Genomic DNA, 255 nt, shown 5'->3' with positions numbered 1-255 from the left:
GGCGGATCAGCGCCATCACGATCGCCCCCACCGCTCCCATCGCCCCGCCCTCGGTCGGCGTGGCGATGCCGATGAAGATCGTGCCCAGCACCAGGAAGATCAGGAACAGCGGCGGGATCATCACGAAAGTGACCCGCTCGGCCAGCGCCGAGAGCATCTTCAGCCTGAACACCTTGTTGACGATGGCGATCACGAACGCGGTCAGCCCCCACAGCAGCAGGCTGAGCACCACCTTCTCGTCGACCGGCGCATCGG

Annotated in this window: 1 protein-coding gene; it reads right to left on the bottom strand. The window is 65.9% G+C overall.

Translation table 11 applies throughout. The features are described 5' to 3' along the window. Positions 1 to 255: TRAP transporter large permease subunit (locus KW845_RS29810; protein ID WP_218372953.1), on the bottom strand; the 255-nt coding region annotated here is incomplete at both ends.

The organism is Bordetella sp. BOR01 (genome assembly GCF_019218885.1).
Taxonomy (GTDB): Bacteria; Pseudomonadota; Gammaproteobacteria; order Burkholderiales; family Burkholderiaceae_B; genus Bordetella_A.
Note: the sequence above shows the minus strand (reverse complement) of the source record. Positions and strands in the feature narration are given on the sequence as shown.